The following is a 24515-nucleotide window of genomic DNA, read 5'->3' as shown; positions in this document are numbered from 1 at the left end:
CAACGACCGGGTCACTGCCACCGTCGTCGCCGTCCGACGCGGCTCCGACAGGTGAACCGGAAGCGGAGCCGTGCTGCCCGCCCCGTACCGGGCGAGGGTCTTCGGACGAGGGTCCACAGCGTGGGTCGGTGGCCTCAGCCGTCCTGGCGGAAGATGATCGCGACACCCAGCGCGGCGCTGGTGGGCACGGACATCTCCTCGGGGCCGGTCCGGGTGACCGGGATGCCGTTGCTGCGCAGGAGCTTCTCAGTGGCGGAGAGGTCGCGTACGGCTACCGCGTACGCGACAAACGCGGGCAGGACCGCCGGGCGCTCACCGGGCAGCAGGTCGGCGAGCGCCGATGCGGCCACGACGGTGACGTTCGCCCGGTCGAAACGCGTTACCCGACCATGTCGCGCCCGGCCGAAGTAGCTTCCGTAGCGGCGCTCCAGCTCGGGCAGCGCCGTGTCGGCCACGCACAGCACGCATTCGACCAGCCCGGTCGAGCCGTTGGGATGGTCGGTGTGCCGCCGGTCCTGGGGCGCCTCGGCCGGCGTGTTCTCGGCGAACCCGATCCTGCCTTCCGGCACGCGTCCTGGTGGCAGATCGGGATCGGAGACCTCCAGGTAGCGAGCAGGCTCCATCCTGGTCCCCGTGGCGGTCTCGACGGGCCGCTGGATGTCGTGCACGCCACCGTGGCTGACGCCATCGGCCGTCAGCCGCGCGGCCACGCGGTCGATGTCGGGCGTATCGGCGATCATGATGTGCACGCCCTGGAAGCGCTGCAGAAAGGACGTGATGTTGGCTGCGGTGGCGCGGATGGCGGCCCTCAACCCCGGCACCTTGTCCTCGGGTACCTGCAACGGGATCGGGCGCGCGTCGCCGGGCATGCGGCCGGTGTCACCGATGACGGCCACCAGTTCGACGAAACCGCGTGGGAAGTGCACATGGGCGTTGGCCACTCCGAACGGCTCCACAGGGCCTCCCGGTGTGGTTGGCATGACGGGATAGGCGGGGGCGGTCACGGTGAAGCCGAGCCGCCGGTACCGCTCCATCGCCTGGTCCATGTCCTGCACGATGTGGCCGACGTGGTGCAGGCCGTTGATGTCATGGCCCATGACGGGCACCTCCGGTTCCCCGATCCCACGAATGTGAGAGACTACTGTCTTGTGAGAGTAAACCATCATTTGTGTGTGCAGTAGGATTCCTACGTGGCTGAGATCGGACTACGCGAGCGCAAGAAGGCCAGGACCAGGGAAACGATCCTGCGTGAAGCGTTCAGGCTCTTCCGCGAGCGTGGCTACAACGCCACCACCGTCGAGCAGATAGCCGAAGCGGCCGAGGTCTCCCCGGCCACCTTCTTCCGCTACTTCCCGACGAAGGAAGACCTGGTCACACTCGACCGCTTCCCGCCTCTCATCGAGGCACTGGCCTCCCAGCCGCCAGGCGCCCCGGTCACCGTGCTACGCGGCGCGTTCCGTGCGGCATTCGCCGCCCTGTCCGCCGAGGAGATCGCCGCAGGGCACGCGCGGGAAGTGTTCGCGGCTACCGTGCCCGAGCTGCTGGTCGCCAACCTGCGTAGAAGTCCGGGCCTGATCAGCGAGGTCTGCGCCATCCTGGCGGACAGGGCCGGATGCGCCGGGGACGACCCACGGATCCGGAACGCAGTCGGCGCCGCCTTCGGCGTGGTGGCCATGGTCTGGGCGCAGTGGGCACAGAATTCCGGCCTGGACGGTCCGGCCGAGATCGACAAGGCACTGGCGCACCTGGAGTCGGGCTTGAGCCTGTAGACCGGACGCCCGGCGCCGGGCAGGCCCTCATCCATCATCGGCTACGACCACCGCCTCCTGCCTGTGCACAGCGTCTCCGGTCACCCCGAGACGGCCCGCCGCGCCGTCTTGCCGACGGAGGTGTTCAAGACCTTCTCCGGCGGAGGCGACAGCGCCCTGGTCAGGCGGTATCTGACTTCACCGGGTCTCATACCTCATCCACGCACAGCAGGGCCGGTCCGGACCTCCCTCTTCCATGCCGGGCGGGAACCCGGTACCTACTCCCGGCGTGGTAGCCGGATGCACTCCCCACGAACGACGACCGCGGGTGCTCGTCACGGCGACGATCTCTCCATGAAGAAACCCGGATGACCCCTCCGCGGAAGCCACGTCGTCGTGGCCCGCGAGCACCGCCCGACTTTCGCCGCCCCGGCCACCGGGCGCGCCTGTCCTCTTCGCTCTCACAGGAGATCTCAACGTGCTCGTCCGACCCGTCAAAGCGTTCGCGCTGCTGTCCACGGGCCTGCTCTCCGGCGCATTCGGCTATGGGGCCGTGAACGTCGCCCACGCGTTCCGGATCGTGCCCCTCGACGTGCGCCTGACGTTCCACACGGCGCTGATGCAGGTGAACGGCGTCGTCATGCAGACGTTGATGCCATGGCGATAGCCAGTTCACTCGTGCTCGCCGTCATGACACACGCCGTCCCACGGCTCCTCGCTGCGGGCGCGGCCGCCCTGGCCGTGACCTCGTTCCTGGTCACCCGGTTCGGCAACGTTCCCGTCAACGGCCAGATCAAGCAGTGGGCCGTCACCTCGGCCTCAGCCGATCACGCGACGATCCTGCAACGGTGGGAGGCGTTCCACTTCTTGCGGACCACCACCGCGTTCGTCGCGTTCCTCCTCATCGTCCTGCTCGTCACCGTCGGCGACCGGCTCAGGAAGCCCGGCACCGCTGAATGACGGCGGCCTCGCCGCCTCCCCGAGACCACGCCGCGATCCGCGATGCCTCCTCGTGGAGATGCCCCGTGGCGGGAAGCCCCCCATCCATCCTGAACGGCCGCGCACGTACTCCGCGCGCGGGCAACAGTTAGGAGACACCCATGCATGTCCAACCCCGGCGACTGGCGTCCGCCTTGGCCCTCGTGCTCACCGCGGTGGCGGCCGGCTCCGGGGCGGCGTCCGCGTCGTCCGTGTCGTCAGTGGCGTCCATGGCGGCCTCTGCCGCCGGCGCACCCGGCGGTTGGGGCGCGACCTGGGCCGCCTCACCGCAGCGACCGGGCGTGAACTACACCCCGAACTGGTCGGAGCAGGGCTTCGCCCGTCAGACGATCCGCCAGGTGGTCCGGGTCAGTGCCGGTGGCGTGGCGGCCCGGATCCGCCTGTCCAACATCTACGGCACCGTCCCGTTGAAGGTTGCCGGGGCCACCGTCGCCCGCACCGCGGGTGGCGCCGCCGTCCGGCGCGGGTCGCTCCGGCATCTCACCGTCAACCGGGCGCGGACCTTCACCGTACCGGCCGGCACCGAGATCACCAGCGATGCGGTACCGCTGCCGCTGGACGCCCTGGACTCGGTCACGGTCACGCTCTACCTCGCTGAACCGACCGGTCCGGCGACCTATCACGCTCAGGCCACGGCGACCAGCTACCGGTCCGCCGGCGACCACCGGGCAGACATCGGCGGCACGGCGTTCACCGAGACCTCCCAGTCCTGGTACTACCTGAGCGGAGTCGATGTCATCGGCGGCGCGCGGCGCCAGGGCGTGGTCGCCTTCGGTGATTCCCTCACCGACGGCTACGGCTCCAGCGCGGACTCCGACAACCGCTACCCCGACGAACTGGCCGAGCGCCTGGCCGCCGCCGGTCGGCCTCGCGCCGTACTCAACCAGGGCATCAGCGGAAATCGGGTGACGGTCGACTCCGTCTGGCTCGGCGACAAGGGCACCTCCCGCTTCCGGCGCGACGTCCTCGGCCAGCCCGGCGTGGGCACGGTCATCATTCTGGAGGGCATCAACGACATCGGCATGAGCGAGGCCCCCTCCCCGATCGGCGCGCCACCCACCGACGTCTCCGCCCGGCAGATCATCGCCGGGCACCGCGACCTGATCCGGCAGGCCCGCGCCAAGGGGCTGCGGGTCATCGGCGCCACCCTGCCGCCGATGAAGGGATCGCGGTATTACAGCGAGCGCAGCGAGACCAAGCGGGATGAGGTCAACACCTGGATCCGCACCTCGGGCGAGTACGACGCGGTGGTCGATCTCGACCGCACCCTGGCCGCACCCTCCGACGGGGACCAGCTCAACCCCGCCTACGACTCGGGTGACCACCTGCACCTCAACGACATCGGTTATCGCGCGACGGCTCACGCCGTCGACCTCGCCGACCTCCGCTGACGCGACACCTTGAACGAGGGCGGCAGACGGCCACCCGCCTGGAGGAGGCGGGTGAGGACGCGATGCTCTCGCTGGTGACCCCGGGTGCCTTGAAAGCGAGGGGCCCCCTCGGCGTGAGATGCGGAGGGGGCTCCGGCGTTGCTGACGCGCGTGCGCGTCACCCCAGCCTGACAGCCTGCTTGAGGAAGACGACGCCGTCGATCATGTCGAGCTGGGCCGGGTCCAGCGGGAAATAGGCGAAATCGTGGGAGACGCGCGGGGTGGGCTCCGTGACGGCCTCGGCCAGGCGGCGGGCGTCGATGAGAGATTGGTCCCACGGGAGCGTGGACAGGATGCCCTCGACGGTGTCCGGGGGAGGGGTGTCGTCGCCGGCCGTGCCGAAGGCCGAGGCCAGGAAGGCGTACCGGTCGCCCAGGTGGGTCGCGGTGATCGCCCCCGCGCTCCACCACTCCAGCCGCTGGTCGCCGAACGCCATCAAGGTCTTGTTCCGCTGCAGGTGGAGGTTGCTGGCGAAGACCAGGGCCGGGCCGTGCTCGGCGACGGCACGCAGGTTGGCGGCCATCATCGCGTCCCGCAGGGCCGACAGCCGGGTCCACCGCGCCGGGGACGCGTCGGCCATCCAGTGGTGGTAGCGGAGCAGGCCGGTGGCGGTGCGCCCGTACAGTGCCGCCCGCTCCCTGTCCTCCGCGCTCAGCTGCGGCGCCTGCGTGTCGAACAGTGCCACCAGGTCGTCGGCGATCACCCGCAGCCGCTGGGCGTCGGCGGACTGGCCGATCGACCGGGACGGATCCATGGCCGTGGCCTCGTCCGCCCACCGGTCGTCCGGGCCCAGCAGCGTGTCGAGGGTTTCCCTGGTCACCACAGTGTGGGGGAGGGGGCCGTCGAGGAGGGCGTGGAGGGCGGTGAGCGCCTGGCGTGGGCTCGCCGCCCAATACTCCAGAGGGCCGTCGAAGCCGAAGAACCGGAGCTTTTCGTCATGCTCCTCGTTGTACGCCCGCATCCAGCGCACGAGCTCACGGTTGGCCGGTGAGGCGCCGAAGCCGTGGCTGAAGCCGCGTTCCATGACGTCATCGAGCGTGCCCGCGCCCGTCGTGATGTAGTCGTCCACCACGAGGCCCATGAGACAGTCGCTCTCGATGGCGAACGACCGGTAGCCCTCGTGCTCGACCAGATGACGGAAGATCTCGTTGCGCAACTCGCCCAGCTCTCCCACGAAGTGCCTGGCCTCGCCCAGGCCGAGCAGCAGGGGCCTGGCGGGCAGCGACCGGAGGAACGCCGAGACGCCCGCCCCATCGAGCGGACGGGCTGTGTCCTTGATATCCATGCCTTAAACGGTATCGTTGAACATTCGGTGTAAACTTTTCTCCGAAAATCTCCGCTCTTATCAAGGTAAACCCTCAATCGTTGATGCATCGCCTGATGGATGGGCACGGCCTGTCCACCCAGGTGATCGGGGACGGCACGGCGGCGGGTGACCGGCGCGAGAGCAGGTATCCCGTCAGTGCGGCGAGCAGGCCGGCCAGGCCGGCCGCCGCGAAGCCGCCCGTCGGCGTGGACACGTCGATCGCCATTCCCACGACCGGGGAGCCGAGCGCGAACCCCGCGCTCGCCGCCGAGGACTGCAGGCCGGTCGCCTCACCGCGCACACCGGCCGGCGTCAGCCGGCTCACCGCGTCGGAGACCGTGGAAAGGGTCGGTGCGGTGAGCAGCCCGGCACCGATGACGGCCACACACAGCCAAGGCCAGTCATGGGCGAGTCCGGCCGGAATCGTCACCAGCCCGAGCAGGCCGAGCAGCAGCCAGGTGGGCATCGGCCGGGGCAGCGCTCCGTACACCAGACCGCCCACGACGGACGTCACCCCGAACACGGCGACGACCACGGCCGCCCAGGAGACCTGGCCGGCTTCTTGAAGAGTGGCGACGATGGCCAGGTCGACGCCGCTGAGCAGCATCGCGACGCCGAACCCCATCACCAGGACAGCGACCATGCGCGCGCCCAGCCACTCCCGGCGCCGGGGCCGACCCGCTGCCTCGCCGTCCGCCTCGTCCTCGGCCCGCAGCGGCGGGTCGAGCAGGGCGATCCCCGCCCCGCCGACGACGATCGCGGCGCCCACTCCCCATGCCACCACGCCGGGGGACACCTTCGCCGCACACAGGATCACCACCGCCGGCCCCACCATGTACGACAGCTCGCCCGCCACCGAGTCCAGCGCGAACGCCGCCCGCCGCTGCCCCGCCGTCGTCATCGCGGCGATCGCCTGCCTGGTGACCGATTGGACCGGCACCATCAGCAGACCGGCGGCGAAGGAGGCGCCCAGCAAGATCACGTACGGCAGCGCAGGGACGGTCAGCCAGAACACGAGCTGCGGCACAACCGTGGCTAGCAGCACAGTACGCAGGCCCCGCCGGTCGATCATCCGGCCCAGCAGCGGCCCGCCCAGCGCGACACCGGCGGTGAGCGCCGCCACCACGGCTCCCGCCGCCGCGTAACTCATGTCGAGGGCAACGACGACGTACATCGTCAACACCATCGCGTCCGCCGTGATCGCGGTACGGGCGAGCAGCGAAATGCCCAGCAGTGGCGTCATCCCCGGCACCGCGAGCACCTGTCGAAACTTGATCACCGGTTTGACGCTAAGCCACTAGGAATGCCATAGGAAGTCGTCAATCTATTGGACCAGGCATAATGAACGCTTATGGCACGTGATCTCGAGACCGCACTGCTGCGGTCGTTCGTCACCGCCGTGCGAGCGGGCAGCATCAGCCGTGCGGCGGCGGCGCTCGGCCGCACCCAGCCCGCGCTCAGCCAGCAGTTGCGCAAGCTCGAGAGGGCCGTCGGCAGTCCGCTGCTGCACCGGGCGCCGTCCGGCGTCTCGCCGACCCGGGTGGGCGAGGAACTACTGCCCTACGCCGAGCGCATTCTCGCGCTGTCGGCACAGGCACTCACCGAAACAGGACGTGCGCTCACCGGGCATTGCGGGGTGGGACTCCTCGAAGATCTCGCCGCTTCCCGCCTTCCTCAGGCACTCGCCGACCTCGCACGGCTGCACCCCGACGCGACGCTGGAGGTGCTCAGCCTTTCCAACGCGGCGATGCGGGAGGCCTGCGACACGGGCCGTGTCCAACTCGTGCTCGACGAGGTCCCGGATCTTCCCTGGCCGCCGCGCTGGACGGTGCGCCTGCCGCTGGTCTGGGCGGTCGGGCAGGGTGTCGCCACCGACGCCGATCCGCTGCCGGTGGTGCTGTTCTCGAACACGTGCGCCTGGCGGACGTCGGTGCTGGAGGCGATGGAAGGCACAGGGCGCCGCTGGCGGGTGGCGTTCGAAAGCAACAGTCTCGCCGGAGTGCTCGCCGCGCTACGGGCCGGGCTCGGAGTCGCGGCGCTCCTGCCCGCCAACCTCGAGCCGGCCATGGCCTGCCACGACGCGGCCGCGTTGCCTGCTCTGCCGGACGTCGAACTCGGCCTTGCCCGCCACCCCGGTACCGAAGGTGATGCGCTCATCGACGCCGTGGAGACCGCCCTGCGGCGGATGATCTGAGCCGCACACCTGACCCGCCCGTCTCCGCCGGCACTTCCCCTCCCGGCAGCGCCTGCTGGAGGCCGTCTTCCGCGACAAGGTCGAGGCCCTGTGCGCCACCGCCGCCGACCTGGCCGCCGACCCCGATCCCGGACACGCGCTGACCACCTGGCTGGGAGCCGTCGCCCGGCATGCCGTGTCCAACCGGGGCCTGGCCGTCGAGCAGGAACCCGACGGCCAGGCCCAGGCCGACCGGCTGCTCACCCTCGCGCTGACCGGAGTGCACCCCGTAGGAAAGACGGCGAGGCGGGAGATGTGACACGGAATGCGGATCATCAATCACACCGAGCCTGCCGAGGCGGCAGACACCCAGGCCGCGGCTCTCGACTGCCGGGGCCACTCCGCCGGACCGGCCTTCCCGGCTGACCGGCGCGCCCCCACCTCGTCGAGGAACCTGCGGACAGCCGTCAGCTACGGTCGCGCGGCAGCATGAGGGCCGCGGCCGTGGTGGCTACCAACATCACAACCGCGACGCACAGGGCGACCCGCAGACCCACGATGAACTCACCCCGGTCCGCGACCAAGGCTCCGAGGACGGCCACGGCGAGCGCGCCGCCCGTCTGCCGGAAGGAGTTCAGGATCCCGGCGGCCATTCCGGCCCGGTCCGCGGCGATGTCGTTCAGCAGGACGGCGGTCAGGGAAGGTACGACGGAACCCAGGCCGAGGCCGAGCGGGACGAGCATCACCGCGATCACCGGTCTGCTGGTCCCCTCGTCCATCCAGAGCAGGCAGAACATCGCCAGCACGCAGATCGCCTGTCCCACGGCGATCGGCATCCGCGGCCCGAAGCGTGCCGCGGCCCTGGCCGAGGCCAGGTTGGCTCCGGCGATCACGGCCATCATCGGCAGGAACATCAGCCCCGCGGCCATGACGGACAGGTTCAGAACGTCCTGGAAGAACAGGCTCAGCGCGAACACCAGCCCGTAGAACGCGGCATTGACGACGGACCCGATCGCGACCGAAACCGTCACCGTGCGCGAACGGAAGAGGTCGAGCGGGACCATCGGCGCGGCGGTACGCGCCTCGATCATGATGAACGCGGCCGTCGCCACCGCGGCGAGCCCCAGGCAGCCCAGCACCACGGGCTCGCCGAAGCCGTTCTCCCCTCCGTCGATCACCGCGAAGGTGAGCGCCGCGAGCGCGACGACCGCCGTGAGCTGGCCGTACGGATCGAGCGGCGTGGCACGGCGCGGCGAGCGCTCCACGCGGGTCAACACCGCGAGGACGGCGGCGCCGACGGGCAGGTTGACGACGAAGATCGCCCGCCAGCTCAGGGTGCTGGACAGCACCCCGCCGACCACCGGGCCGGCGGCAACCGCGACGGCTCCGCCGGCGGTCCACAGCGCGATGGCCCGTGCCCGTTCGGCCGCGTCCGGGAAGGCCCGCCGGACGAGGGCCAGCGAGGAGGGCAGCATGATCGCCGCCGCGCTCCCCTGGATCAGGCGGGCGGCGATCAGCTCGCCCAGCCCCGGCGCCAGTGCGCAGGCCGCCGAGGCGACCGTGAAGACCGCGACGCCGGCGCCGAACGCGCGGCTCGCCCCGATGCGGTCGGAGAGCGTGCCCGCGGAGAGCAGGAGCGCGGCGAACATCAGCGTGTAGGCGTCCACGATCCATTGCAGTCCCGCCGTGCTGCCGCCGAAGGCCCGCCCGATCCCGGGCAGCGCCACGTTCATCGCCATGGCGTCGAGGTTGAGCAGGAAGATGCCCATGAACGTGGTCGCCAGGATCAGCTTCGGTGCGGCCGTGCGTCGCCGGGCATTCTGTGACGCGCGGGCCGGTGCAAGAGGGGTCATCCGTCCAGGCTGGTGAGACTCGCGGGGGCGGGGCAGACCGTGATCTTCCGGGGTGCGCCATAGGGGGGTGTGACAGGGTCAGGCTCCGGGCCGGATCCGTGGTCACCCGCTGGCAAAATGACGACATGACCGAGTTCGGGAAGTTTCTGCAGGCTCGCCGTGGCGGCGTACGCCCGGCAGACGTCGGGCTGCCCGCCGGGACCGGAACGCGCCGTACGCCGGGTCTGCGCCGGGAGGAGCTGGCGGCGCTGGCCGGTGTGAGCATCGACTACTACATACGTCTGGAACGTGGCAAGGAGACCCGTCCGAGTCCCTCCGTGGTCGAGGCGCTGGCCGGCGCGCTCCGCCTCGACGAGGAAGAGCGCGGCTTCCTGCGCGAGCTGGCGGCGCGGGCGGCGCGACGTGCGCCCGAGCCCCGTCCCCTGCCGTCACGGCGGGTCCGTCCGACCGTCACGCAGCTTCTGGAGACGCTCCGGCCCAACCCGGCCTACGTCGTGAGCCGCACCAACGACCTGCTGGCGGCCAATCCCGGCGGGCTGCGGCTGCTCCACGGCATCGCCGACTGGCCGGAGCGGCAGCGGAACACCGTCCGGTACACCTTCCTGCACCCGGCTGCCCGCGAGCTGTGGGTGGACTGGGAACAGAAGGCCAAGGGGTGCGTCGCCCAGTTGCGGGCGATCGCCGGCACCGATCCGGATGCCCCGGATCTCGCCTCACTCGTAGGTGAGCTGATCGTCAAGAGCCCCGACTTCAACCGGCTCTGGGAGCGGTACGAGGTGCACACGATCGGCGACGGCGAGAAGACGCTCCGGCACCCGGAGGTCGGCACGATGACGCTCTCGCACGAGGGGCTGTCCCTGAACCGCGCACAAGGCCAGCGCCTCATCGTCTACATGGCGCCGCCCGGCAGCCCGGACCACGACGCGATGACGCTCCTCGACCTCGCCGCCTCCGGTCCGTCCGGCGGTTCCGGCGAGACGGCGCCCGTCTCACCCTTCCGGGGACAGGGCTAGTCGAACGTCTCACCCTTCCGGGGACGGGGCCGGTCGAACCGTACAGATCCCCGCCCTCCTCATGCACGGGCTGAGGAGGGCGGGGGGGACGACCGCTTCGGGCGTGGTCTCCGCTGACCGGGGTCCTATGCCGGCGGGGGTCTCACGGCTTGCCGTCGCTGCGGGCTTCGGCGGTGGTTTTCAGGTCGCGCAGCCACGCTTCGAGGCCCGTGCCGAGGATCTTGGTGGCGGTGGGAACGTCCGCTTCGACCTGGGCGCCGGTCCAGGTTTCCTCGGTGTGTACGCGCACACCGCCCTTGACCTTGGTGAAGGTCCACAGGTGCACGCCCTCGTCGATGCGCACCCCTTCTCCGATCGCGGGTCCGCTCCACAGGATGCAGGTGTTGCGCTGGAGCTGCCGGATGGTGGAGGTGATGTGCATGGTGGTGGCGGGGGTCGTGGGGGTGGGGGGCGCCGGGGTGGTCCACCGGAACCGCGAACCCTTGCGGAGAAGGCCGGGGTCGAGGAGTTCCATGGTGAGGACGGGGGCCTGCCAGGTGGGCCAGCGTTCCACGTCGGTCTGCAGCTTGAAGATGGTGCTCAGCGGCGCCTTGATCACGATGTCGGACCGGTAGCGGATACGGGCGGTGGTGTCGACGCCTTCGCCGCGGCACTGGGACCCGCCCCCGAGGGGGGCGGTCTGGGACGGAGCAGGGGCAGCCTGGGCGGCCGGGACGCTGCTTGCGAGGACGCCGGCGACGGCGAGCGAGATCGTGAGCGCGGCGGTGCGCACGCGGGTCCGGGGGCGGGACTGCTGAGCGGGCGAGTTCGCGGGGCCGTTGCTGAACATGGTGTTCCTCTCGTTCTGGGATCGGGATCGGATGCTCGGGATGGGGCGCTGGTGCGGAGGGTGAGTGCGGGGGCGCGCGGTCCGGTCCGGAGCGAGGCGGTAGGCGAGCTCGCCGGCCGAGACCGCGGGAAACTCGCCGACGGCGGGTGCTCGCTCCAGCTCCGTCAGCGCCGGGGGGCTCGAAGGATGGTCACGATGAGTGCGGCGGACGCGGCGACGATCAGCCCCACGGAGGCGGGATGCATGTCCTTGGACAGGCTTGGCGCGCCGTCGGGCCGCGTCAGCCATACGACGAGCGGGATCGCGTACGTGAGGGTGAGAAGCGTGGCCGCCCAGCGGACCGTCCGGTCGCGGGCGTGGCGGAGAGCGACGACCAGCGCGATCGCGACCGGAACGATCGCCAGCAGGGCGAACCGGCCGAGAACCATGACGGGGACCGCCCAGGAGGCGACGGTCACCGCCGGCGGAGTACTCCGGCCCGCGTGGATGAGTGGCTTGGATGTGGTGGTCATGGCGTTCCCTCCGTCTGGCTGGGCCCATGGCTGCGGACCCGCACCGCGCGACCACGATGAGCTAGAGACTCATGCGTTCGTTAGAAGTTATAACTAAACGAGAAGAGGAGTGTCAATAAGCTTCGTGATAGCCTCTAACTATCTTTTTAAGCTGTAGCTTCACGGGCGGGGAAGGCGGCAGGGCATGGCGGAGACGGACGCGAAGACCCCGCGCGAGCGCTACCGCACTCAGGTACGCGCAGAGATCAAGGAACACGCGTGGGAGCAGATCGCCGCGACGGGGACGTCCGCGCTCTCCCTCAACGCGATCGCCAAGCAGATGGGCATGAGCGGACCAGCGCTCTACCGCTACTACGCCAACCGCGACGAGCTGATCACCGAACTCGTCCGGGACGCGTACCGAAGCCTCGCCGACACCCTCCGCTCGGCCTCCGTCGCAGGTGCCGACCTGGCCGTACTGGCACACGCCGTGCGCGGCTGGGCCCTGGAGGACCCCCAGCGGTATCTTCTCATCTACGGCACCCCCGTCCCCGGCTACCACGCGCCCGACGACATCACGGCCATCTCATCCGAGATCATGATGATCCTGCTCGACGCCGGCTCGACGTCACCCCGGGAACGCCCCGCCACGCCGTTCGACATCCACCTGGAACACCACCGGGATTGGGCGGCTGGCCACCCCGCCCCGCCCGCGGTCCTCCGCCAGGCCCTGAGCTTCTGGACACGGCTCCACGGCGTCCTGTCCCTGGAGCTCTCCGGCCACTTCACCGGGATGGGATTCGACCCCGCCCTGCTCTTCGCGGCCGAACTGGACGACCTGCTGATGCCCTGACAGGAGCGCCCGTCCACGCCGCCGTGGTCTTCATCCCCGCCGGCGCACATGACGCTGAGCTCACACGCTGCCGGCAGTCTTCCCGCGGGCCCACTCTGCCCCCGCCTGATATAAGAAGGTGCATGATCGTCGAACCCTCCCACGTCGGCCCCTACCGTCTGGAGAGGCTGCTGGGCGAAGGCGGGCAGGGCGCGGTCTACCTCGGTGTCGACCCGTCGGGCGGCCGGGTGGCGATCAAGCTCCTGCACGCCAGGCTGGCCCACGACGCCGGCAACCGCCGCCGCTTCCTGCACGAGGTGGAGGCGGCCCGCCGGGTCGGGCCGTTCGGCACCGCCCAGATCCTGGACGCCGACGTCCAGGGCAACCAGCCCTACATCGTCAGCGAGTACATCCCCGGCGAATCGCTCCAGCAGCTGATCACCCGCGAGGGGCCGCGTGCCGCCGGCGGCACGCGGCGCCTGATGCTCGCCACCGCGGCGGCGCTGAAGGCCATCCACGAGGCCGGGATCGTGCACCGCGACTTCAAGCCGAGCAACGTGCTGCTCGGGCCGGACGGGCCGCGCGTCATCGACTTCGGCATCTCCCGCGTGCTGGAGGGAACGACCATGCAGTCCAGCGCCGTGGTCGGCACGCCGCCGTACATGTCACCCGAGCAGCTGCGCGGCGCGGCCGTGGGGCCGGAGTCGGACGTGTTCTCCTGGGCGGTCACCATGGTGTTCGCCGCGACCGGGCGGCCGGCGTTCGGCCAGGACAGCATGCCGGCGGTGTTCAACCGCATCCTCAACCACGAGCCCGACCTGACCGGCGTCCCGCCGGAGTTACGCGGCCTGCTGGTCGCGTGCCTGGCCAAGGAGCCGCGCCACCGGCCGGACGCGAGCGGGCTGGTGCGGCTCATCGTCGGCGAGGAGGCGCCGCCCGGACCGCAGGTCGTGACACGGGTCCAGGAGCCTGACCCGGCCGGCGAGCGGCCCTGGGGCCTGGCCTTCGCGGCGCAGATCATCACGACCCTCGCCGCCGCGGTGGTCTTCCTGATCGCCGCGGAGCTTGACTCCCGGCAGTGGCCGGACATCCCCGTTCCCGGGACGGACGGCCTGCCGTTCTGGCCCACGATCCTGACCGGCCTGGCCGCAGGCGGCGCGATCGCGCTGGTGCTGCGCCTGCTGGCGAGACGGAGCTGAGCATGGACTTCCCCTTGATGCTCGCCGTCCTCTTCGCCGCCGCAGCGGTGGCCGTCACCGCCCGGGTCATCGCCGTCCGGGGCCGCACCTTCCTGGCGCGGCACCGCCTCCTGCTGGCCGTGACGCTGCTGCCGTTGCAGCCGGTGCTCGGCGTGGGCGTCGGTGTGCTGCTGATCACCCAGTGGGACCACGTCGACGGCAACGGCCTGGTCTTCGGCGTCATCGCCTACCTCGCCGGGTTGATCGCCTTCGGCATCGTCACCGGCGTGCAGGAGCTGCGCCGAGCCCGGCGCCCCTGACGGCCGGGCCCGCCGTGGCTGGCGATCTGGATCGCGTGCATGGCGACCTCCTTTGCGGGGCGAATGGACGGGGAATCAGGCGGCGGTGAGGGTGGAGACTTCGGGTTCGGCGTCCTGCGCCGTCCGTGTCCGGGGCAGGACGAGATAGGTGAGGGCCAGTCCGATCAGGCTCAGCGCCGCGCCCGCCAGGCCGGTCCAGCGCAGAGCGCCGACGGCGACGATCGTGCCGCCGATGACCGAGCCGGCTGCGGCGCCCAGGTTGAAGGCGCCCACGTTGGCGGAGACGGCCAGGGTCGGAGCGGCGCCCGCGTGGCGCAGGATCAGTCCCTGCAGCGGGGCGATGGTCGCGGTGGCGAGCAGGCCGAGCACCAGGACCGCGGCCACGGCGGTGGGCTGCCACACCGCGGCGAACGGAATGAGCAGGAGCGTCCCCGTCAACCCGCCGAAGACCCCGCGTACGGTTGCGCTCATCGATTTGTCGGTCAGCTTTCCGGCGGTGAGATTGCCGAGGAAACTGCCCACGCCGTAGGCGAGCAGCAGACCTGAGACCGCCGCGGCGGAGAAGCCGGAGACCCAGGTCAGCAGCGGGGCGATGTAGGTGAACACTGTGGCGACCCCGGAGAAACCCACCGCGGTAGTGGCGATGGCGAGCATGACCGGCCGACGCGCCACCACGCGTATCTCGTCACGCAGTCGCGCTGCCGGCACCTCCTGCCGGGGCAGCACCGCGGCCAGGAGAACGGTGCCCGCCACGGCAAGAGCGGTCAGTACAGCGAACGGAGCCCGCCATCCGGCACTCTGCCCGAGCAGCGCCCCCAGGGGCACCCCGAGGAGCGTGGCCACGGTGAAGCCGGAGGCGACGGTGGCGATGGCCGAGCCCGTCTTCTCGGCCGGGACCACCCGGGCCGCCGTCACCAGCGCCAGAGCCAGGAAGGCGGCGTGGCTGAGCGAGGACACCACGCGGCCCACCAGGAGCAGGCCGAACGAAGGCGCCAGGGCGCTGATCGCGCTGCCTGCCGCGAACAGCGCCATCAGGCCGACGGCGAGCCCCTTGCGTGACAGACGCGCGGTCAGCAGGGCCATGACGGGCCCTCCGACCACCACTCCGAGCGCGTATGCGGTCACCGCTTGTCCAGCGGTTCCTACGGAGACGTCCAGATCAGCTCCGACCTGGGGCAGCAGCCCGGAGATCAGATACTCCGAGGTACCCACGACGAAGACGCTCGCGCACAATGCCGCGAGCGTCGCGAAACCCTTGTTCACGTTCATGCTGCAGACGCTAAAGTCTCACATCAATATGAGAGTCAAGTCGGGCAGCCAAGGTCCGCGCGGCCATCCGGAGGTTCTTGTGCGCATCGGCGAGCTGTCCCGGCGGACCGGCGTGGCCGTGCACCTGCTGCGCTACTACGAGGAGCAGGGCCTGCTCCACCCGCAGCGGCGTCCCAGCGGTTACCGGGAATACGTCGAAGAGGACGTTGCCGTCGTCCGCCGCATCCGCAGCCTCCTGGCCGCCGGTCTGAACACCTCAACGATCACCACGGTCCTGCCGTGCCTGCGGGACACCGGCGACCGTCTCGTCCCCACCTGCTCAGACCTGCTCGCCGACCTCCACCGAGAGCGCGACCGCATCGCTCGGATCATCACCGACCTTCAGACCTCCATGAACACGCTCAATGACGTCATCGCCGCGGCCCCGGCCGACGTCACCAGGCGCATGAACGAAGCGGTTCTCATAAATGGTCATCTGTGAGAGTTCCGGCCCCGGCTCGCCCGCATCCAGCGCCCCGACGATCCGCTGACGCCCGGAGAGACCGACCTTCGTCAGCGCCTCCGGCCCGGTCAGGGCATATGCCTCGCCGACACACCGATCGAGAAGGGCACGGACGGCGACCGCGGCGATGTCGCGCGCTTACGCGGCGATGGAGACGCCGAACTCCGCATTGATGATCTTGAACATGAGGTCCCAGGTCTTCCATTCGGTGTTGGTGTGGACGGTGACGGCGTGCCGGCCGTCAGGGGTGCCGACCGCGAAGAACCAGGATCCCCAGAGGCTGCCGCCGACGCCGCGCAGCGCCCGGCCGCCCGTCGCCCGCTGATCGAACTCGAACACGCCGAGGCCGTAGCGGGTGTGCGGCATCCAGTAGCTGCCTTCGGTGGAGACCGTGGTCCACATCTGCCGGTGCTGGGCGGGCGGCAGCAGGCTGCCGCTGGCCATCGCGTTGACGAAGCGGATCATGTCGCCGGTGGTGGAGACGACGTCGCCGGCCGACCAGGCCAGGGAGGAGTTGAACTCGGTGACGTCCAGGGACGGGAGGCCGGGATCCTCCATCAGCGATTCCCAGTTCTCAGGGGTGGCCGTCGCCGGGTCGACGCCGTCCCTGAAGAACAGGTTGGAGTACGCTCGCGGGTACGGATCGGGGTATCCGGTGTCCTGGGCGGAGCGCACGCGGGTGTGGGTCAGGCCGAGGGGCTGGATGACCCTGCGCTCGACCTCTTCGGCGTAGCTGCTGCCGGTGACCTTCTCGATGATCGCCCCGGCGAGGTGGAAGCCGCCGTTGGAGTACTCGAAGCGTTCGCCGGGCTCACCGACCGGCGGCTGGGAGACCGCCACCCTCAGCAGTTCCTCGGTGGTGAATCCGTCGAAGCGATGCTGGAGGAACCCGGAGCGGGTGGCGTATCGGTGGGCCACCTCCGCCGCCAGGCCGGTGGAGAACAGACCACTGGTGTTGCTGAGCAGGTGCCTGATGGTGATCTTGTCGCCGTCGTAGCCGTTGACGTTCAGCACGCCGGGCAGCCACTTGTTCACCGCGTCGTCGATGCTCAGCCTGCCCTCGGCCTCCAGGGCCAGAAGTACGGCGGCGGTGAAGGCCTTGCCGCTGCTGCCGGTGTGCAGGTGTTCCCCCGGCAGGCGTGGGGCGCCGGTCTGGATGTCGGCCACGCCGGCGGTGGCGGACCAGGTCCGGTCCCCGTCCTTGACGTCGGCGACGATACCGGGGACGCCGACCTCGTCCACCGCCCAGTCGAGCACCTGCTGCATTTTCTCGTGCGCTGCCATTGCACTGCCTTTCGGACGTTTCTTCCGTACGTCCTCCACGGTGTCCATCGGCGCTTACATGCCTCTTGGAACGCTCTTTCAGCCGGCATGGCGCCACTTTCAGCGGCACGCGCGCGTCTTTGTGCTCATAGCCTTTGGGCATGCGGATTGAGGTGCTGGGACCGGTCCGGGCCTATGCCGACGATGGCGCGCCGATCGATGTCGGCGGCGTCATGGTCCGCGCGCTGCTGGCCCGGCTGGCACTGGCCGAGGGCGAGACGGTGTCGGTCGACGCACTCGTCGACGGCCTGTGGGGGGAGCATCCGCGCGGGGGCACCGTCAACGCACTGCACGGGCTGGTGCATCGGCTGCGCAGGGCTCTGGGCGGGGCCGGGGCCGTGGAGAGGGCGGCCGGCGGATACCGCCTGCACGTACGCGCCGAGGACGTCGACGCCCACCGGTTCGAGGAGAAGGCGGAGCGGGGCGGTCGCGAACTGGCCGCGGGCGCCGTACAGCGAGCGGACTCGCTGCTGGACGAGGCGCTGGCGCTGTGGCGGGGAGACGCGCTGGCCGACGTGCGCGACGCCCCCTTCGCCGGTACGGCCGGCGCGCGGCTGGAGGAGCTGCGCGTCGCGGCGATCGAGGACCGGTTCGAGGCGGAGCTGCGGCTGGGCCGCCACGACGAGATCCTGGCCGACATGGCGGCGGTGGCCGCCGGCCACCCGTTACGCGAACGGCTGGCCGGATTGCGCATGCGGGCCTTGCACGCGGCAGGCCGCCGGTCCGATGCGCTGGCCGTGTTCGAACAGGTCCGCGGCACGCTCGCCGAGGAACTGGGCGTCGACCCGTCCGAGGAACTGCGCAGAACGCACCTGGCCGTGCTGCGGGGCGAGCTGGAGATCCCCGAGGTGGAACAGGCCCGGCCGGAGGCGGTGCCGGGACGCCTGCCGGCCCAGTTGACCAGCTTCGTCGGCCGGGCTGCGGAGCTGGGATCGCTGGCCGGGTCGCTGGAGACCTCTCGGCTGGTCACCGTTGTCGGCCCTGGGGGCGTGGGGAAGACCCGGCTGGCCGTGGAGGCGGTGAGCCGGCATCGAGCCCATCGGCGTGGCCGGGTCTGGCTCGTCCCCCTGGCCGGGGTGACCACGGCGGACGGGCTGCCCGAGGCGGTGCTGGGCACGCTCGGTGTCGCCGATGCCCGGCCGTCCGGCACCCCGCTGGAGCGGGTGGCCAACCTGCTCGCCGGTGACGAAGGTCTGCTGGTGCTTGACAACTGCGAACAGATCTCCGGCCCCGTCGCGGAGTTCGCCGGGCAGCTGCTGGAGCGCCAGCCGTACCTGACCATCCTGGCCACGAGCCGGGAACCGCTGGAAGTCATGGGTGAGACGCTGTGCCGTCTGGGCCCGCTCGGACTGCCGCCGGCGCACGCGGATCCCGCTCGGGCCGGCGAGTCGGCCGCGGTGCGGCTGTTCCTCGATCGCGCGGCAGCCGTACAGCCCGGCTTCACGCTGGACGCGCCGACCGCGGCCACGACCGTGGACATCGTACGCCGGCTGGACGGGCTGCCGCTGGCCCTGGAGCTGGCCGCGGCGCGGCTGCGGACCATGAGCGCCGACCAGCTCGCCCGGCGGCTGGATGACCGCTTCCGGCTGCTCAGCACCGGTAACCGGGCCGCTCAGCCGCGGCAGCGGACACTCCATGCGGTCATCGAATGGAGCTGGGACCTCCTCACCGACCAAGAACGGACGCTGGCCCGCCGAATGTCGATCTTTCTGGCGAGAACCGGGATCGCCGCGATCGAGGCGGTCTGTTCGGACGAGACGCTCCCCGCGAGCGAGGTCGTCTATCTGCTGGACTCCCTGGTCGACAAGTCCATCGTGGAGCGGGCCGGCGACGGCTACCGGATGCTGGAGACCATCCGAGCCCATTCGGCGGACAAGCTCCGCCTCGCGGGGGAGGCCGGAGCCGTCCTGCGCAGGCTCGTGCGGCACTTCGCCGACCTGGCCGAGGAACACGAGCCGCTGCTGCGCTCGGACAGGCAGGTGGAGTCGCTGCGGCTGTTCCAGGCCGAGTACGACAACCTGATGTTCGCCCTGCAAACGGCCATCGACACCGGCGACGCCGATGCGGCGGCCCGCCTCCTCGGCCCGCTGTACTGGTACTGGGTCATGCTCCGCTACGACGCTCGGGCCGATGCCTACGTCGCCAAGGTCGCCGAGTTCGGCGACGCGCTGCCCGCCGACGCCCGGGCCGCCTTCACCGCGATCCACCTGGTAGCCGGCGAGGGCGGGCCGGTCACCGACCCCGAGCGGCTGCGCGCGCTCATCGACGACTGCGCGCACACGGACGCGCTGCGGCGTTATCCGATGCTGCTGACGACAGCGCTGATGGTGGCGGCGGCAGTCGGGCTGGACGAGCTGGTCGACCAGGAGGTCGCCCGGGTGCGCAGCGGCTCGGACCGCTGGGCGATCGCCTGCACCTTCATGATCGAAGCCATGCGGTACCGCGGACGGGGCGACCGGGAAAGCTCCGCGACCGCGATGGCAGCGGCGCTGCACGTGTTCGAGGAGGCGGGCGACCGCTGGTGGACGGCGAAGACGCTGTACGGCCTGGCGCAGATCCACGCCATCGGTGGCGAACACGACGAGGCGATCGCCGCCTACGAGCACAGCATCGCGATCGCCACCGACCTCGGCTCGCAGGACGAGGTCTCGACCCGGCTCGGGCTCGCCACCGAACGCATGCGCGCCGGCGACCTGACCGGCGCCCGGCACGACATCGAAACCGCCGGACGAGCGGCCTGTGAGCGCGGTCAGCCCGTGCTGGAGATCGAGGTCCTGGGCAGCCTGGCCGAGCTGTATCGCCGCTCCGGCGAGATCGAACGGGCCGACCAGGAACTCGACCGGATGGAGACACTCGCCCGCCGGCTGTGCCTTACGGCGGAGACGATTGAGAACCTGCTGGTACCCGCCAGGGCGGCGAACCTCCTCACCGCCGGGGACGCCGCACCCGCGCGCGAGCTGCTGCCCCGTGCCGTGCAGGCGGCGCAGGCACGCATGGACACCCCCTGGGCCGCCCAGCTCCTGGCCCGGCTGCTGTTCCTGGAGGACGACCCGGCCGGCGCGGCCACCGCGCTCGGCCTGAGCCGGGCCATCCGCGGCACCTTCGACCACGGCGACACCGAACTGCGCTCCCTCGCGGAGGTGATCGCGGAACGGCTCGGCCGTACCGACTACGACACCGCCTACCGACGGGGCGCCGACCTGACACCCCACGAGGCCACCGACCGGCTGACAGCGCTGCCCGGCTGACAGCGCTGCGCGGATCCGCCGCCGGGCCCTCACGGCCGGCAACCGGCCCGGCGTCATGTGGCGGCCGATCTCGCCTGGTCTATCCTGCGACCCATGCTGATCACAGATGTTGAGCTGGCCTGTACGGCAGCGCAGGCGGGAGCAGCCGTCGTGCGCACCATGTTCGGCACATCGTTGGCGCGCCTGGAGAAATCCGGTGGTGACTTCGCCACGGTCGCCGACGTGGAAGCGGAGAAGGCCATCCTTGACACGATCGGCGCCGCCCGGCCCGGCGATGCCGTGATCGGTGAGGAGAGCGGGCGTACAGGTCCGGCGGGGGCGGAGCGCGTGTGGCTGGTCGACCCTCTGTGCGGAACGCTGAACTACACCGCGCACAGCATGCTGGTCGCGGTGAACGTCGCCCTGCGTGTGGGATCGGACATCACGGTGGCGGCCTCGGCCGACCCGTTCACCGAGGAGGTGTTCTGGACCGACGGCGTCCACGCCTACGTCCGCCGCGACGGCCTGGACGGGCCGCTCCGACCGTCGCCCGATTCACGGCTGGTGGACGTCAACCTCGACCCGCCGTTCCCGAACTCGCCCGCTTTCCGTGCTGCCGCCCTGCTCGCCGAGCCGGGGTTCGCCGAGCGGTTCCGCCCGCGCGTCGTCTCCACCACCCTGGCCGTGGCCTGGGTCGCCGCCGGTCGGCGAGCCGCCTACGTCACCGACGGCCGACAGCATGACAGCGTGCACTTCGCCGCCGGGATCGCGTTGTGCCGGGCTGCCGGATGCGTGGTGACCGGCCTCGACGGACGGCCGCCGCACGCCGGCGCAGGCGGGCTCGTCGTGGCGGCCGACCAGGAGACCCACGCGGCGCTGCTGGACCTGATCCGCAACCAGTAGTCCCGGAAGTGGGCTTGCCCGAAAGGCCCTGGGACGACAGCCGCCCCTACTTCCTGGACGTAGGTTTCCGGACGGATGGAGGGCCCCGGTCGGCCGCGGGCTCTCAGACGAGATCACGGCGCGCGCCGCCGAGCCGCCTCATGGCGGGTCGGCCCAGTGCAGGGCGACGTACGGCTCGGCCTGGCCGCAGTAGCGGACCCGCTCCCGGGTGATGCGATAGCGGGCGTGCATCTCAGGCTGGTCGGGCGAGTGGCGCGGGACGGGGACGGTAAGGATGCCGATGTCCTGGTCGACGTGGGTGAGCAGGCCGTGGCAGGGGCCGCCGAGACAGATGGCGTTGCGGTCGTGGTGGCCGGCCGGCGAGAGCTCGTTCATGCGGGGGAGGCGTGGGTCTCTCGGGGGCTGCCGTCCGGCCGCGAGCGGTACGGCGCCATGGCAAACAGCCCGGACGCTTCCCGAAGGACGTCGCGCGTCCGGCGGCTCCGCCGGGCGGGGCCGCCGGATCGGCGCGCGGGAGTGACCATGCGGGTCAGGGAGCCTCGAAGCCGGCCTTGGTCAGCGCGTCCTTGCCCTGCTGTGACAGCACCAGGTCGACGAACTGCCTGGCCAGGTCACCAGCGGGTGCCTTGGTCAGCGTGGCGATCGGGTAGTCGTTGATGGCCTTGTCCGCCTCGGGGAACGCGATGCCCTGCACCTTGCCGGCCGAGGCGATCACGTCGGTCCGGTAGACCAGCGCCGCGTCCACCTCGCCCAGCTCGACCTTGGTGAGGGTGGCCTTGACGTCCTGCTCCAGCGTGACGGGGGTGATCTTCAACCCGGCCGCGTCCAGCGCCTTGACCGCCGCGGCGCCGCACGGCACCTGCTCGGCGCAGAGCGCCACCTTCACCTTCGGATCGGTGAGGTCTCTGATCTCGTCCACCTTGGCCGGGTTGTCGGCGGGCACGGCGATCTGCAGCTTGTTGCGCACGAACGTGGTCGGCGCGCTCGCCAGCGACGCGTCCGTCACGGTCTTCATGGTGGCCGGGCTGGCGGCGGCGAACACGTCCGCCGGCGCGCCCTGGGTGATCTGCTGGGCCAGCGTGGCACTGGAGCCGAAGTTGAACTTCACCGTCGTGCCTGGATGCGCGGCTTCGAAGGTCTTGCCGAATTCGGTGAACGTGCCGGTCAGCGACGCCGCCGCGAACACCGTCACCTCCTTGGCCCCGCCACCGGCCGCGGAAGCCGACGCCGAGGTCGTGGCTGATCCGCCGGACCCGCACCCGGACAGACCCGCCAGCGCGAGTGCGACGGGCAGGGCGATCGTCCACCGGGAAAGACGTCTGAACACCAAAGGGGGCTCCTCACAAGTGACCGGCCACACGTTCGTGACCGGATATCTCCACGACGACGTTGGTGGACTTGATCACGGCGACCGCCACCACCCCCGACAAACCCTCACCATACCCCTCGCATATTCCAGCCCGAATACCCACCTTCCATTGCAATGGCAGCATGTCCTACGGTTCTTCCATGGCATCCACGAGATCTCAGAAACCCTCCGCGAAGGCCGGTTCTCCGCGCCGCGGGGCGGCCGCGACCGCGATCGCCTTACTGGTCGCGCTCACGCCCGCCACCGCAGCCGCTGCCGCGCCCACCGTGGTTGCCGGCCCGTCTTCCATCCAGCAGGCCGTCACCGGCACCGCCTCCGCCAGGGCGGTCACCGTCAAGATCCGCGGGCACGTGGACCATCCGCGCTCCTTCACCGTCGCCCGGCTGCGCAGCCTGCCCCAGCACACCGTGCATGTGCGCTACGAGACCTCGCACGGCCCGGAAAAGCACACCTTCACCGGCCCGCTGCTGTCCGAGGTGTTGAAGCCGGCCAAACCCCGCATCGATGCCGGCGCCAAGAACGCGCACCTGCGGCTGTTCGTCACCGCCACCGGCTCCGACGGCTACCGCGCCACCGTGGCCTGGGCCGAGCTCGATGCGGCCTTCTCCGGTAGAAAGGTCCTGCTCGCCGTCGCCCAGGACGGCTCCAAGCTCGACAAGGAGGGACCACGCCTGGTGGTGCCCGGCGACGTCAAGGGCGGCCGCTACGTCAGCGGCGTGGTGCGCCTGTATGTAGGCGATCCGGCCTGACCGCCCGCTCCGCGCGCTTGACGTCCCTTCGGCCGGGGCGCGGCCTCGACTCCGTCCAGACCGGGCAGAACAAGGTCCGCACTGTGGAAGACGGCCGCGACGCCGACCGCGTCGGCCCGGCTCGCCATCTCGTCGAGCCCGTCCGTGCCCCGGCCGCAGCGCTGCCCTACGGCAGTTCCTCCTCCTGTACGGCCGGCGCGGCAAGCGCCACCCGAGCCCCGAGATGGAGCCCGCCGCTGGCGTCCAGCACCTGCCCGGTCACCCAGCGGGCATCGTCGGAGGCGAGGAGCGCCACCGCGTCGGCCACGTCCTCGGCCCGGCCGACTCGCCCCAGCGCCGCCTGCCCGGCGAGGAACGCCGCCGCCTCCGGGGGGAACAGCGAGGTGTTCGCCTCGGTCATGGTCGCGCCCGGTGCGACGACGTTCACGGTGATGCCGCGCTCGCCCAGTGCCAGGGCGAGGGTGCGGCTCATGGTCTCCACCGCGCCCTTGGTCATGGCGAAGGAGGTCTGCGCGGGGTTGGCGATCCGGGTGACGGCCGAGGAGACGCTGATGATGCGTCCGCGGTCGGCCAGCAGCGGGAGCGCGCGCTGGATGATGAAGTAGGGCGCCTTGACGTTCACCGCGAAGAGCCGGTCGAACTGCTCGGCCGTGTCGGTCTCGATCGGACCGGCCGGGGCGGCCGCGGCGTTGTTGACCAGGATGTCCAGGCGCCGTCCGGCCAGGCCGGCCTCCAGCTCGGTGAACAGCGCATCGACGGCTCCCTCGGCCTCCAGGTCCGCGCCGATCGGGAATGCGCGCCCGTCGGCCCGCTCGATCCGCTCGACCGTCTCCTGTGCCGACGCCGCGTCCTTTCCGTAGTGGACGGCGACCAGGGCCCCGTCGGCGGCGAGCCGCTCGGCGACCGCCCGTCCGATACCGCGTGAGGCCCCGGTCACCAGTGCTGTCTTGTCTGTCAGCCGTCCCATTGCGCGCCTCGCAAACATGTTAGTAACTACCAGC

25 protein-coding genes are annotated in these 24515 nt (G+C 70.8%); 14 read left to right on the top strand and 11 right to left on the bottom strand.

Features of this window, described 5'->3' with window-relative positions:
- Window positions 1–134 precede the first annotated feature (134 nt).
- Complete coding sequence (locus J2S55_RS39060; RefSeq protein WP_306871625.1) at window positions 135–1097, bottom strand: VOC family protein; 963 nt, start codon at window positions 1095–1097, stop codon at window positions 135–137.
- A 93-nt stretch (window positions 1098–1190) separates the two neighbouring features.
- Here J2S55_RS39060 and J2S55_RS39055 point away from each other — a divergent pair, with 93 nt between their 5' ends.
- The 4 genes from J2S55_RS39055 to J2S55_RS39040 all read left to right on the top strand — a co-directional run bounded on the left by J2S55_RS39055 (window position 1191) and on the right by J2S55_RS39040 (window position 4138).
- Window positions 1191–1769, top strand: a complete 579-nt coding sequence (locus tag J2S55_RS39055) for a TetR family transcriptional regulator (RefSeq protein WP_306871622.1) — start codon at window positions 1191–1193, stop codon at window positions 1767–1769.
- A gap of 457 nt (window positions 1770–2226) precedes the next feature.
- A complete protein-coding gene (locus J2S55_RS39050; RefSeq protein ID WP_306871620.1) occupies window positions 2227–2415 on the top strand; it encodes a hypothetical protein in 189 nt (62 codons plus the stop codon).
- Complete coding sequence (locus tag J2S55_RS39045; protein ID WP_306871619.1) at window positions 2406–2708, top strand: anthrone oxygenase family protein; 303 nt, start codon at window positions 2406–2408, stop codon at window positions 2706–2708. Before J2S55_RS39050 ends, J2S55_RS39045 begins: the two co-directional genes overlap by 10 nt.
- Before the next feature lie 320 nt (window positions 2709–3028).
- Window positions 3029–4138 (top strand): SGNH/GDSL hydrolase family protein, encoded by a 1110-nt coding sequence (locus J2S55_RS39040; protein ID WP_306871617.1) that lies wholly within the window; start codon window positions 3029–3031, stop codon window positions 4136–4138.
- 157 nt (window positions 4139–4295) lie between these two features.
- Here the strand turns inward: J2S55_RS39040 and J2S55_RS39035 are convergent, their stop codons facing one another.
- A complete protein-coding gene (locus tag J2S55_RS39035) occupies window positions 4296–5462 on the bottom strand; it encodes an erythromycin esterase family protein (RefSeq protein ID WP_306871614.1) in 1167 nt (388 codons plus the stop codon).
- 73 nt (window positions 5463–5535) lie between these two features.
- Entirely contained in the window at window positions 5536–6762 is a 1227-nt protein-coding gene (locus J2S55_RS39030) for an MFS transporter (RefSeq protein ID WP_306871612.1), read from the bottom strand.
- Window positions 6763–6834: 72 nt separating this feature from the next.
- Between J2S55_RS39030 and J2S55_RS39025 the strand changes: the two genes are divergently transcribed.
- Together J2S55_RS39025 and J2S55_RS39020 are read left to right on the top strand one after the other, a co-directional pair.
- A complete protein-coding gene (locus tag J2S55_RS39025; protein ID WP_306871609.1) occupies window positions 6835–7677 on the top strand; it encodes a LysR family transcriptional regulator in 843 nt (280 codons plus the stop codon).
- A gap of 175 nt (window positions 7678–7852) precedes the next feature.
- A complete protein-coding gene (locus tag J2S55_RS39020; RefSeq protein ID WP_306871606.1) occupies window positions 7853–7975 on the top strand; it encodes a hypothetical protein in 123 nt (40 codons plus the stop codon).
- Window positions 7976–8123: 148 nt separating this feature from the next.
- Here the strand turns inward: J2S55_RS39020 and J2S55_RS39015 are convergent, their stop codons facing one another.
- Window positions 8124–9509 (bottom strand): MFS transporter, encoded by a 1386-nt coding sequence (locus J2S55_RS39015; protein ID WP_306871604.1) that lies wholly within the window; start codon window positions 9507–9509, stop codon window positions 8124–8126.
- Between the two features lie 125 nt (window positions 9510–9634).
- On the opposite strand from J2S55_RS39015, the gene J2S55_RS39010 reads away from it, so the two are divergent.
- Window positions 9635–10522: a helix-turn-helix transcriptional regulator gene (locus J2S55_RS39010; RefSeq protein ID WP_306871601.1), complete on the top strand. Its 888-nt coding sequence runs from the start codon at window positions 9635–9637 to the stop codon at window positions 10520–10522.
- A gap of 142 nt (window positions 10523–10664) precedes the next feature.
- Here J2S55_RS39010 and J2S55_RS39005 read toward each other — a convergent pair whose 3' ends face one another.
- Entirely contained in the window at window positions 10665–11351 is a 687-nt protein-coding gene (locus J2S55_RS39005; protein WP_306871598.1) for an SRPBCC family protein, read from the bottom strand.
- 164 nt (window positions 11352–11515) lie between these two features.
- Complete coding sequence (locus J2S55_RS39000) at window positions 11516–11863, bottom strand: hypothetical protein (protein WP_306871595.1); 348 nt, start codon at window positions 11861–11863, stop codon at window positions 11516–11518.
- A 184-nt stretch (window positions 11864–12047) separates the two neighbouring features.
- Between J2S55_RS39000 and J2S55_RS38995 the strand changes: the two genes are divergently transcribed.
- The 3 genes from J2S55_RS38995 to J2S55_RS38985 all read left to right on the top strand — a co-directional run bounded on the left by J2S55_RS38995 (window position 12048) and on the right by J2S55_RS38985 (window position 14172).
- Complete coding sequence (locus tag J2S55_RS38995; RefSeq protein ID WP_306871592.1) at window positions 12048–12695, top strand: TetR/AcrR family transcriptional regulator; 648 nt, start codon at window positions 12048–12050, stop codon at window positions 12693–12695.
- 122 nt (window positions 12696–12817) lie between these two features.
- Complete coding sequence (locus J2S55_RS38990; protein WP_306871590.1) at window positions 12818–13873, top strand: serine/threonine-protein kinase; 1056 nt, start codon at window positions 12818–12820, stop codon at window positions 13871–13873.
- Between the two features lie 2 nt (window positions 13874–13875).
- Window positions 13876–14172 (top strand): hypothetical protein, encoded by a 297-nt coding sequence (locus tag J2S55_RS38985; RefSeq protein WP_306871588.1) that lies wholly within the window; start codon window positions 13876–13878, stop codon window positions 14170–14172.
- 75 nt (window positions 14173–14247) lie between these two features.
- On the opposite strand, the gene J2S55_RS38980 is transcribed toward J2S55_RS38985, so the two are convergent.
- A complete protein-coding gene (locus J2S55_RS38980; RefSeq protein ID WP_306871585.1) occupies window positions 14248–15441 on the bottom strand; it encodes an MFS transporter in 1194 nt (397 codons plus the stop codon).
- Between the two features lie 79 nt (window positions 15442–15520).
- Between J2S55_RS38980 and J2S55_RS38975 the strand changes: the two genes are divergently transcribed.
- A complete protein-coding gene (locus J2S55_RS38975) occupies window positions 15521–15922 on the top strand; it encodes a MerR family transcriptional regulator (protein WP_306871582.1) in 402 nt (133 codons plus the stop codon).
- Between the two features lie 159 nt (window positions 15923–16081).
- Here the strand turns inward: J2S55_RS38975 and J2S55_RS38970 are convergent, their stop codons facing one another.
- Window positions 16082–17227 carry a serine hydrolase domain-containing protein gene (locus J2S55_RS38970; RefSeq protein ID WP_306871580.1) on the bottom strand — a complete coding sequence of 382 codons (1146 nt, stop codon included), beginning with the start codon at window positions 17225–17227 and terminating at the stop codon, window positions 16082–16084.
- A 140-nt stretch (window positions 17228–17367) separates the two neighbouring features.
- Here J2S55_RS38970 and J2S55_RS38965 point away from each other — a divergent pair, with 140 nt between their 5' ends.
- Window positions 17368–20514 (top strand): AfsR/SARP family transcriptional regulator, encoded by a 3147-nt coding sequence (locus J2S55_RS38965; protein WP_306871577.1) that lies wholly within the window; start codon window positions 17368–17370, stop codon window positions 20512–20514.
- A 93-nt stretch (window positions 20515–20607) separates the two neighbouring features.
- Entirely contained in the window at window positions 20608–21396 is a 789-nt protein-coding gene (locus tag J2S55_RS38960; protein ID WP_306871574.1) for an inositol monophosphatase family protein, read from the top strand.
- A 138-nt stretch (window positions 21397–21534) separates the two neighbouring features.
- Here the strand turns inward: J2S55_RS38960 and J2S55_RS38955 are convergent, their stop codons facing one another.
- Window positions 21535–21771, bottom strand: coding sequence for a hypothetical protein (locus tag J2S55_RS38955; protein ID WP_306871573.1), 237 nt, complete (start codon window positions 21769–21771; stop codon window positions 21535–21537).
- Between the two features lie 154 nt (window positions 21772–21925).
- Entirely contained in the window at window positions 21926–22723 is a 798-nt protein-coding gene (gene modA / locus J2S55_RS38950; RefSeq protein WP_370879742.1) for a molybdate ABC transporter substrate-binding protein, read from the bottom strand.
- Window positions 22724–22905: 182 nt separating this feature from the next.
- Between modA and J2S55_RS38945 the strand changes: the two genes are divergently transcribed.
- Entirely contained in the window at window positions 22906–23514 is a 609-nt protein-coding gene (locus J2S55_RS38945) for a molybdopterin-dependent oxidoreductase (RefSeq protein WP_306871569.1), read from the top strand.
- 166 nt (window positions 23515–23680) lie between these two features.
- On the opposite strand, the gene J2S55_RS38940 is transcribed toward J2S55_RS38945, so the two are convergent.
- Complete coding sequence (locus J2S55_RS38940; RefSeq protein WP_306871568.1) at window positions 23681–24481, bottom strand: SDR family oxidoreductase; 801 nt, start codon at window positions 24479–24481, stop codon at window positions 23681–23683.
- Between the last annotated feature and the right edge of the window lie 34 nt (window positions 24482–24515).

Origin of the sequence: Streptosporangium brasiliense, assembly GCF_030811595.1 — a bacterium.
GTDB lineage: Bacteria > Actinomycetota > Actinomycetes > Streptosporangiales > Streptosporangiaceae > Streptosporangium > Streptosporangium brasiliense.
Note: the sequence above shows the minus strand (reverse complement) of the source record. Positions and strands in the feature narration are given on the sequence as shown.

Coding starts and splice junctions, on each gene's coding strand:
- J2S55_RS39005 (WP_306871598.1), bottom strand. CDS start 11,351: ATGTTCAGCAACGGCCCCGCGAACTCGCCCGCTCAGCAGTCCCGCCCC.
- J2S55_RS38940 (WP_306871568.1), bottom strand. CDS start 24,481: ATGGGACGGCTGACAGACAAGACAGCACTGGTGACCGGGGCCTCACGC.
- J2S55_RS38995 (WP_306871592.1), top strand. CDS start 12,048: ATGGCGGAGACGGACGCGAAGACCCCGCGCGAGCGCTACCGCACTCAG.
- J2S55_RS38960 (WP_306871574.1), top strand. CDS start 20,608: ATGCTGATCACAGATGTTGAGCTGGCCTGTACGGCAGCGCAGGCGGGA.
- J2S55_RS38990 (WP_306871590.1), top strand. CDS start 12,818: ATGATCGTCGAACCCTCCCACGTCGGCCCCTACCGTCTGGAGAGGCTG.
- J2S55_RS39060 (WP_306871625.1), bottom strand. CDS start 1,097: ATGGGCCATGACATCAACGGCCTGCACCACGTCGGCCACATCGTGCAG.
- J2S55_RS39015 (WP_306871604.1), bottom strand. CDS start 9,509: ATGACCCCTCTTGCACCGGCCCGCGCGTCACAGAATGCCCGGCGACGC.
- J2S55_RS39000 (WP_306871595.1), bottom strand. CDS start 11,863: ATGACCACCACATCCAAGCCACTCATCCACGCGGGCCGGAGTACTCCG.
- J2S55_RS39045 (WP_306871619.1), top strand. CDS start 2,406: ATGGCGATAGCCAGTTCACTCGTGCTCGCCGTCATGACACACGCCGTC.
- J2S55_RS38970 (WP_306871580.1), bottom strand. CDS start 17,227: ATGGCAGCGCACGAGAAAATGCAGCAGGTGCTCGACTGGGCGGTGGAC.
- J2S55_RS39010 (WP_306871601.1), top strand. CDS start 9,635: ATGACCGAGTTCGGGAAGTTTCTGCAGGCTCGCCGTGGCGGCGTACGC.
- J2S55_RS38985 (WP_306871588.1), top strand. CDS start 13,876: ATGGACTTCCCCTTGATGCTCGCCGTCCTCTTCGCCGCCGCAGCGGTG.
- J2S55_RS38955 (WP_306871573.1), bottom strand. CDS start 21,771: ATGAACGAGCTCTCGCCGGCCGGCCACCACGACCGCAACGCCATCTGT.
- J2S55_RS39035 (WP_306871614.1), bottom strand. CDS start 5,462: ATGGATATCAAGGACACAGCCCGTCCGCTCGATGGGGCGGGCGTCTCG.
- J2S55_RS38980 (WP_306871585.1), bottom strand. CDS start 15,441: ATGAACGTGAACAAGGGTTTCGCGACGCTCGCGGCATTGTGCGCGAGC.
- J2S55_RS38945 (WP_306871569.1), top strand. CDS start 22,906: ATGGCATCCACGAGATCTCAGAAACCCTCCGCGAAGGCCGGTTCTCCG.
- J2S55_RS39025 (WP_306871609.1), top strand. CDS start 6,835: ATGGCACGTGATCTCGAGACCGCACTGCTGCGGTCGTTCGTCACCGCC.
- J2S55_RS38965 (WP_306871577.1), top strand. CDS start 17,368: ATGCGGATTGAGGTGCTGGGACCGGTCCGGGCCTATGCCGACGATGGC.